6 protein-coding genes are annotated in these 5,889 nt (G+C 35.3%); 4 read left to right on the top strand and 2 right to left on the bottom strand.

Annotation, left to right across the window (positions count from 1 at the left end; translation table 11 throughout):
- The 4 genes from LE180_RS05815 to bioA form a co-directional block, all read left to right on the top strand.
- Positions 1-374, top strand: a 374-nt coding sequence (locus LE180_RS05815) for a hypothetical protein (RefSeq protein ID WP_374134516.1), incomplete at its 5' end; no start/stop codon positions are given.
- Positions 375-478: 104 nt separating this feature from the next.
- Positions 479-1,360 (top strand): triose-phosphate isomerase, encoded by an 882-nt coding sequence (tpiA, locus tag LE180_RS05820; protein ID WP_374134517.1) that lies wholly within the window; start codon positions 479-481, stop codon positions 1,358-1,360.
- 54 nt (positions 1,361-1,414) lie between these two features.
- On the top strand, positions 1,415-2,053 hold the full coding sequence (gene bioD / locus LE180_RS05825) for a dethiobiotin synthase (RefSeq protein ID WP_374134518.1): 639 nt from the start codon (positions 1,415-1,417) through the stop codon (positions 2,051-2,053).
- Positions 2,038-3,450, top strand: coding sequence for an adenosylmethionine--8-amino-7-oxononanoate transaminase (bioA, locus tag LE180_RS05830; protein WP_374134519.1), 1,413 nt, complete (start codon positions 2,038-2,040; stop codon positions 3,448-3,450). Before bioD ends, bioA begins: the two co-directional genes overlap by 16 nt.
- On the opposite strand, the gene bioF is transcribed toward bioA, so the two are convergent.
- Together bioF and LE180_RS05840 are read right to left on the bottom strand one after the other, a co-directional pair.
- Complete coding sequence (bioF, locus tag LE180_RS05835) at positions 3,443-4,603, bottom strand: 8-amino-7-oxononanoate synthase (protein ID WP_374134520.1); 1,161 nt, start codon at positions 4,601-4,603, stop codon at positions 3,443-3,445. The genes bioA and bioF overlap by 8 nt on opposite strands.
- An 8-nt stretch (positions 4,604-4,611) precedes the next feature.
- Complete coding sequence (locus LE180_RS05840; RefSeq protein ID WP_374134521.1) at positions 4,612-5,700, bottom strand: beta-ketoacyl synthase; 1,089 nt, start codon at positions 5,698-5,700, stop codon at positions 4,612-4,614.
- Positions 5,701-5,889: the final 189 nt, after the last annotated feature.

Consider the following 5,889-nt stretch of genomic DNA (forward strand, 5'->3'; position numbering starts at 1 on the left):
GGCGGAGAGGAAGAGGGTTGGAGGCGGCGGAGATGGCGGCGAGGGAGAGAAAGGAGGAGGCGTTTGAGGCGGTGAATGGGAAGCTGGATACGGTGAGGCTAGCAAAAGAAGTGACCTCAGAATCACCATCGCCACTTGATACTAACGCAGCGCCTTCATCATCATCATTTTCTCCTTCATCATCAACATCTAAGAAGAAAGACGATGAAGTTGGTGGCGAGAAAGAGAGGGTGAAGGAGCAAAAAATGGAGGCGGAGGCGAAGGTGGTGAATCCTCATATCGTAACTGAAGATGAAGGTAGTACTATGAGTAAGTTTGGTAACCATACAACAGAATCGTATTTACTTGGAGTTGCTTTGATATGTTTTTATTAAAGTGATAAAATAAAATGAGCTGACTGAAGATGATGAAAAAGTTCGTGTGGATTCTTGGTGTTTTAGTCGTAATGGAGTAAAATAAATGATGTAAAAGGATTAAAATGAAAAGATTGATTATTGTAGCTGTTTTTTTTGTTTTTACAATGTTATCGTGCGCTGTAGGTAAGTCTGTTATAAAACCGGACAGCGATATTTTTACGATTAAAACAAACTCTCCTTCTGATAAAATATCTAGGAAAGTGTTAATGGCAGGAAATTGGAAGATGAATAAAACTGTTTCAGAATCTCTAAGTGTTATAAAAACGTTGAAAAAAGCGGTTTCCGATGTAAAAGATGTTGAAATTTTGATTTTCCCTTCTTATACAGCGCTTCAAGCTATAAATAATGAAACTAAAGATTCGAATATTAATATTGGCGCGCAGAATCTTTTTTGGGAAGCAAAGGGAGCGTTTACTGGAGAAATTTCTCCAGCGATGATAAAAGATACTGGTTGTTCTTACGTTTTAATTGGTCATTCAGAACGCAGACAATATTTTGGTGAAACTGACGAAACGGTAAATAAAAAGATAAAAGCGGCTATGGCAGAGGGTCTTATTCCCATAGTGTGTATAGGCGAAACTCTTAAAGAAATGGAAACAAATGTTACTTTCCAAGCTATAGAAAAACATATGAAAGAAGGACTGGCAGGACTCACAGTTGAACAGGCATCCTCACTGGTTATAGTTTACGAACCTGTATGGGCTATAGGTACCGGTATTCCGGTAACGCCGGACCGCGCTCAGGAAACGCATGCTTTCATAAGAAAAATATATGCAAAAATGTATAAAGAAGCTGCGGACAAAATTAGAATTCTCTATGGGGCTTCCGTAAATCCGGAAAATGTGTCAGCTTTCATGAAAAAACCTGATATTGATGGCAGCTTGGTAGGTAAAGCGAGTTTGGAAGCTGAATCTTTTTCAAAACTTATTAAGTATTCTAAATAATATCGGGCAGAATCCCGTCTAATCATTTAGAAAAAGTACAGAAAGTGAGGGGATATGTATAAGGGAATATTTGTAACAGCAACAGATACAGAAGCTGGGAAGACTTATGTATCGTGCAAGATTGCTGAGGCTTTTAAAGAAAATGGGGTAGGTGTAGGCGTTTTGAAACCTGTTTCGACCGGTGATAGAAACGATGCCATAGCTTTAATAAAAGCCGCAAAAATAAATGAAACTTCCGAAACAGTAACGCCCATATTTTTTGATAATCCTGTGTCTCCCTATGGAGCGTCTATACTTGAAAACAAACAATTCGATTTTAAAAAAGCATATAGTTCTCTAAAATATTTTCTAAATAAATATGAATTCACTGTAGTTGAGGGTGTGGGCGGTCTTTTAGTTCCTCTAAAAAAGAATTTTTATGTGAGCGACTTAATAAAAAAGTTTAATTTGCCTGTTATTATAGTTGCAAGATACGGCTTAGGGACTATCAATCATACGTTACTTACAGTGGAAAAATTAAAAAAAGACAAACAAAAAATTTTAGGAATTATTTTAAGCGGTAAAAAGAATAAAAACGATATTTCGGCAAAATCTAATGCTACAATAATAAGAGAATTAACAAAATTACATGTTTTAGAATTGGGATATAATGAAAAAATTGATTTAAGGAAAAATAAGTGGATAATAAAATAAAAGCGGCGTTAATCAGATCTGATAAAAATAATATTTGGCACCCGTTTACACAAATGGCAGATTGGCTTAACAACGATCCTAGCGTACCTCTGATAATAGATAAGGCAAAAGGTTCGTACTTGTATGATGTTGACGGTAAAAAGTATCTTGATGGCGGGGCTTCTTTATGGGTAAATCTTTTAGGACACAGAAATAAGAAAATAGATGAAGCGATAAAAAGGCAAATTGATAAGGTTTCGCACAGTACATTTCTAGGACTTACTCACGTTCCAGCAATAAAATTAGCTGAGAAACTTTTAGAAATACTTCCAAGTAATCTGAAGAAAATTTTTTATTCAGACAATGGTTCTACGGCTGTAGAAGTTGCATTAAAAATGGCTTATCAGTATTGGCAGTTTAAAAATGAAAAGAGAACAATGTTTCTATCTTTGAGAAATGCATATCACGGCGATACTATAGGCGCTGTTTCTGTAAGCGGAGCAGATTTATTTCGTTCAAGATTTAAGTCATTACTTTTTAAGAGCTGTTTTGCGATGTCTCCATATTGTTATAGATGTGTTCACAGGAAGAATGAAATAAAATTCCCTTTAAACGCAAAAGATTTTAAGGATCATAATATTCAGTTAGGTTGTAAAGGGGAATGTATAAAGCAAGTTGAATCTATTCTTATTAAGAATCGTAAAAAAATTGCGGCAGCTATTGTTGAACCGTTAAATCAGGCTGCTTCAGGTATGATAATAATGCCTAAAGGTTATCTTAAAGAATATGCAAATCTTTGTAAACGTTACGGAATACTTTTAATCTGTGATGAAGTTGCTACCGGATTTGGAAGAACTGGTAAAATGTTTGCGGTAGAGCATGAAGATGTTAAACCTGACTTTATCTGTTTGTCAAAGGGAATAACAGGCGGATATATTCCATTGGCTGTAACTGCTACAACAAATGATATTTATAGCGCTTTTTTAGGAAAATACGAAGAATTTAAAACATTTTTTCACGGGCATTCATATACGGCAAATCCTCTTGCATGTGTTGCGGCAAATTCGGTTCTTGATATATTAAAACAAGATAAAATTCTGCAAAAATTACAGCCCAAAATTAAATATTTAGAAAGGAAACTTACAGAGTTGTCAAAACATGACAAAGTAGGCAACATCAGGCAGCGCGGAGTAATGATTGGCATAGAAATTGTTAAGGATAAAAAAACATGTAACTCTTACGATCACAAGCTTAAGCTTGGCGCTAAAATTTGTAATGATATTAGAAAACATGGGATTATAATCAGAAATTTGAACGATACTCTTGTTATGTTTTTACCGCTCACAATAACTAATCAAGAAATATCTGCGATAATTAGCGCTATCAAAGCAGAATTGAACAATCTGCTTATCATTTAAAATATTTTAAATTACTGCATAGTTGTTCAATATCGTGAAATGTATGCCCTGATGTTATCGAAATCCTGATTCTTGCTTGATTTTTTGGCACAGTTGGTGGCTTTATTGCAGGTATATAAATGCCTTTTTCAAACAAATGCGAAAATATTTTTTCGGTGTTTTCAGTACTTCCTGTTACAATAGGTATTATCTGCGATTGAGTGTTTGAAATATCAAATCCTAATTCAGTTAATTTATTTTTTAATAGCTTTGACATAGCATGTAAATGCTGTCTTCTGTAACAGCTATTTTTTACAATTTCTAAAGATTTCAAAGCGACGGCGCATATAGCTGGAGAAACTGCTGTTGTGTAAATAAATGCTCTGCTCTTGTTAATCAAAAAATCTATAAATTTACGTGAACTGCACACAAATCCGCCTTGCGCGGCAAAAGCTTTTGATAGTGTTCCAATTACTATATCTATTTTGTCTTCAACGCCAAACATATTTGCAAGCCCCTTGCCTTCTTTGCCAAAAACTCCGCTAGAGTGAGCTTCATCAACCATGCTAACAGCTCCGTATTTTTTGCAAAGCTCAACAAAATCTTTTAATGGAGTAAAATCTCCGTCCATAGAAAAAACCGATTCTGTTACAACAAGTTTAAGTTTATATTCTCGCGTTCTTTTAAAGACTTTTTCAAGAGAATTCATATCGCAGTGTTTATAGATAAAAATTCTGCTTCCGGAGAGCTTCGCGCCATCCCAAAGCGATGCGTGGTTTAACTTATCCATTATTATGCAAGATTCTTTTTCGTTAGACATTAACGCGCTTATAATTCCCACGTTGGTTTGGTACCCGCTCGGGAAAACAAGGGCCGCTTCTTTTTCTTTGAAATTTGCTAACTGCGCCTCCAATTCCTCATGAATTGCAAAATTGCCGGATACTAATCTAGAAGATGTGGCTGTAAATCCATATTTTTCAATAATATTTTCTGAGGCTTTAGCTATATCTTTACTTCCAGCGAGGTCTAAATAATTGTTTGACGAAAAATTTATCAAATTTTTATTATTTATTTTTATTTTTGACGTAGGAGTACCTTGCGCTTTTCTTAACGTTCTAAGCAATCCTGAATTTTCTATTCCCAATAATTTCTTTTCTAAAAAATCTTCAAACATACTTATCCTTAATTAGACCTATGTTTTTTTAAGAACAGAGTTGATCCTTGCCCGCCAAATCCAAAAGAAAGAGTAAGTGTAGAATTTATAATTTTCTCTTTTGCTATGTTTGGAGTGTAGTCTAATCCCAAATTTATATTGGTTTGTTTAAAATTTAAAGTCGGCGGAACAATATTGTTTTGCATTGCAAGCGCTGAGAAAGCCGTTCCCATCATTCCTGAAACTCCAAGCATATGTCCGGTGGCTGCTTTCGTGGAACTTAACGAAATTCTTTCTGCATTTTCAAAAGCCTCAGAAACGGCTTTACTTTCATTATAATCGTTTAACTTTGTTCCGGTTCCGTGCATATGTATGTAGTCAGGTCTTTGCAAGTTGACCGCTCTTTTGATTATCTCTTTCATTTTTATATGCGAATTTATAGACAGAGCGTTGTCGGAATAAATTCCACTTACAGCGCCTTTGATTTCGCAATAAATTTTTGCTTTACGCGCTAAAGCTCTTTCTATGTTCTCAATTACAACAAAACATGCCCCTTCTCCTATTGCAAATCCATCCCTGCTCATGTCAAAAGGACTTGGTTCATGTTTTGTTAAAACGCCCATATTTTTAAATCCAGCTACATATAAAGGATGTATGGAAGTTTCAGCGCAGCCGCATATACTAGCGTTGTATAATCCCATTTCTATCAGTTTGCAGCCCCTTATAATTGTAAGAATTCCTGTTGCGCACGCTGCAGATATTGAAGATGTTTCACTGTGGCATTGAAATGTTTTTTTCAGTTTTTCCAAGAGAGAATTTTCAAAAAGGAATGTTTTATTAAAAAGATTTGGTTTGCTTTCTCCGACACAAAGTCCTATTTCATCTCTCTTTATATTTTCTATATTTGCTTCCTGCAGAGCTTCTGAGATAGCAGTTTTTGCCATTTCGTATTGGCGTAAATTATCTTGAATTTTAAAGTCTTCAACAGATGCTGTGTATATGTCAAATACATTGTTGTAGCGGACTTGAGATTCAGAACTGATAAGTCTTTTCCAGTTTGTCTCTTTACCTACGCCTAACGGCGAAACTATGCCAATACCGGTAATTCCTAACTCCATTTTACCCCTGTTTTTTATATAGCCAAACAACTTTATGAATATATCGCCTGATTATCCAAATGCCAATGCATATCCTCTATATTCATAAAGTTGTTTGGCTATATAAAAAACAGGGGTAAAATGGAGTTAGGAATTACCGGTATTGGCATAGTTTCGCCGTTAGGCGTAGGTAAAGAGACAAACTGGAAA

The organism is Candidatus Endomicrobiellum pyrsonymphae (genome assembly GCF_020328025.1).
Classification (GTDB): domain Bacteria; phylum Elusimicrobiota; class Endomicrobiia; order Endomicrobiales; family Endomicrobiaceae; genus Endomicrobiellum; species Endomicrobiellum pyrsonymphae.

Coding starts and splice junctions, on each gene's coding strand:
- tpiA (WP_374134517.1), top strand. CDS start 479: ATGAAAAGATTGATTATTGTAGCTGTTTTTTTTGTTTTTACAATGTTA.
- bioD (WP_374134518.1), top strand. CDS start 1,415: ATGTATAAGGGAATATTTGTAACAGCAACAGATACAGAAGCTGGGAAG.
- bioF (WP_374134520.1), bottom strand. CDS start 4,603: ATGTTTGAAGATTTTTTAGAAAAGAAATTATTGGGAATAGAAAATTCA.
- LE180_RS05840 (WP_374134521.1), bottom strand. CDS start 5,700: ATGGAGTTAGGAATTACCGGTATTGGCATAGTTTCGCCGTTAGGCGTA.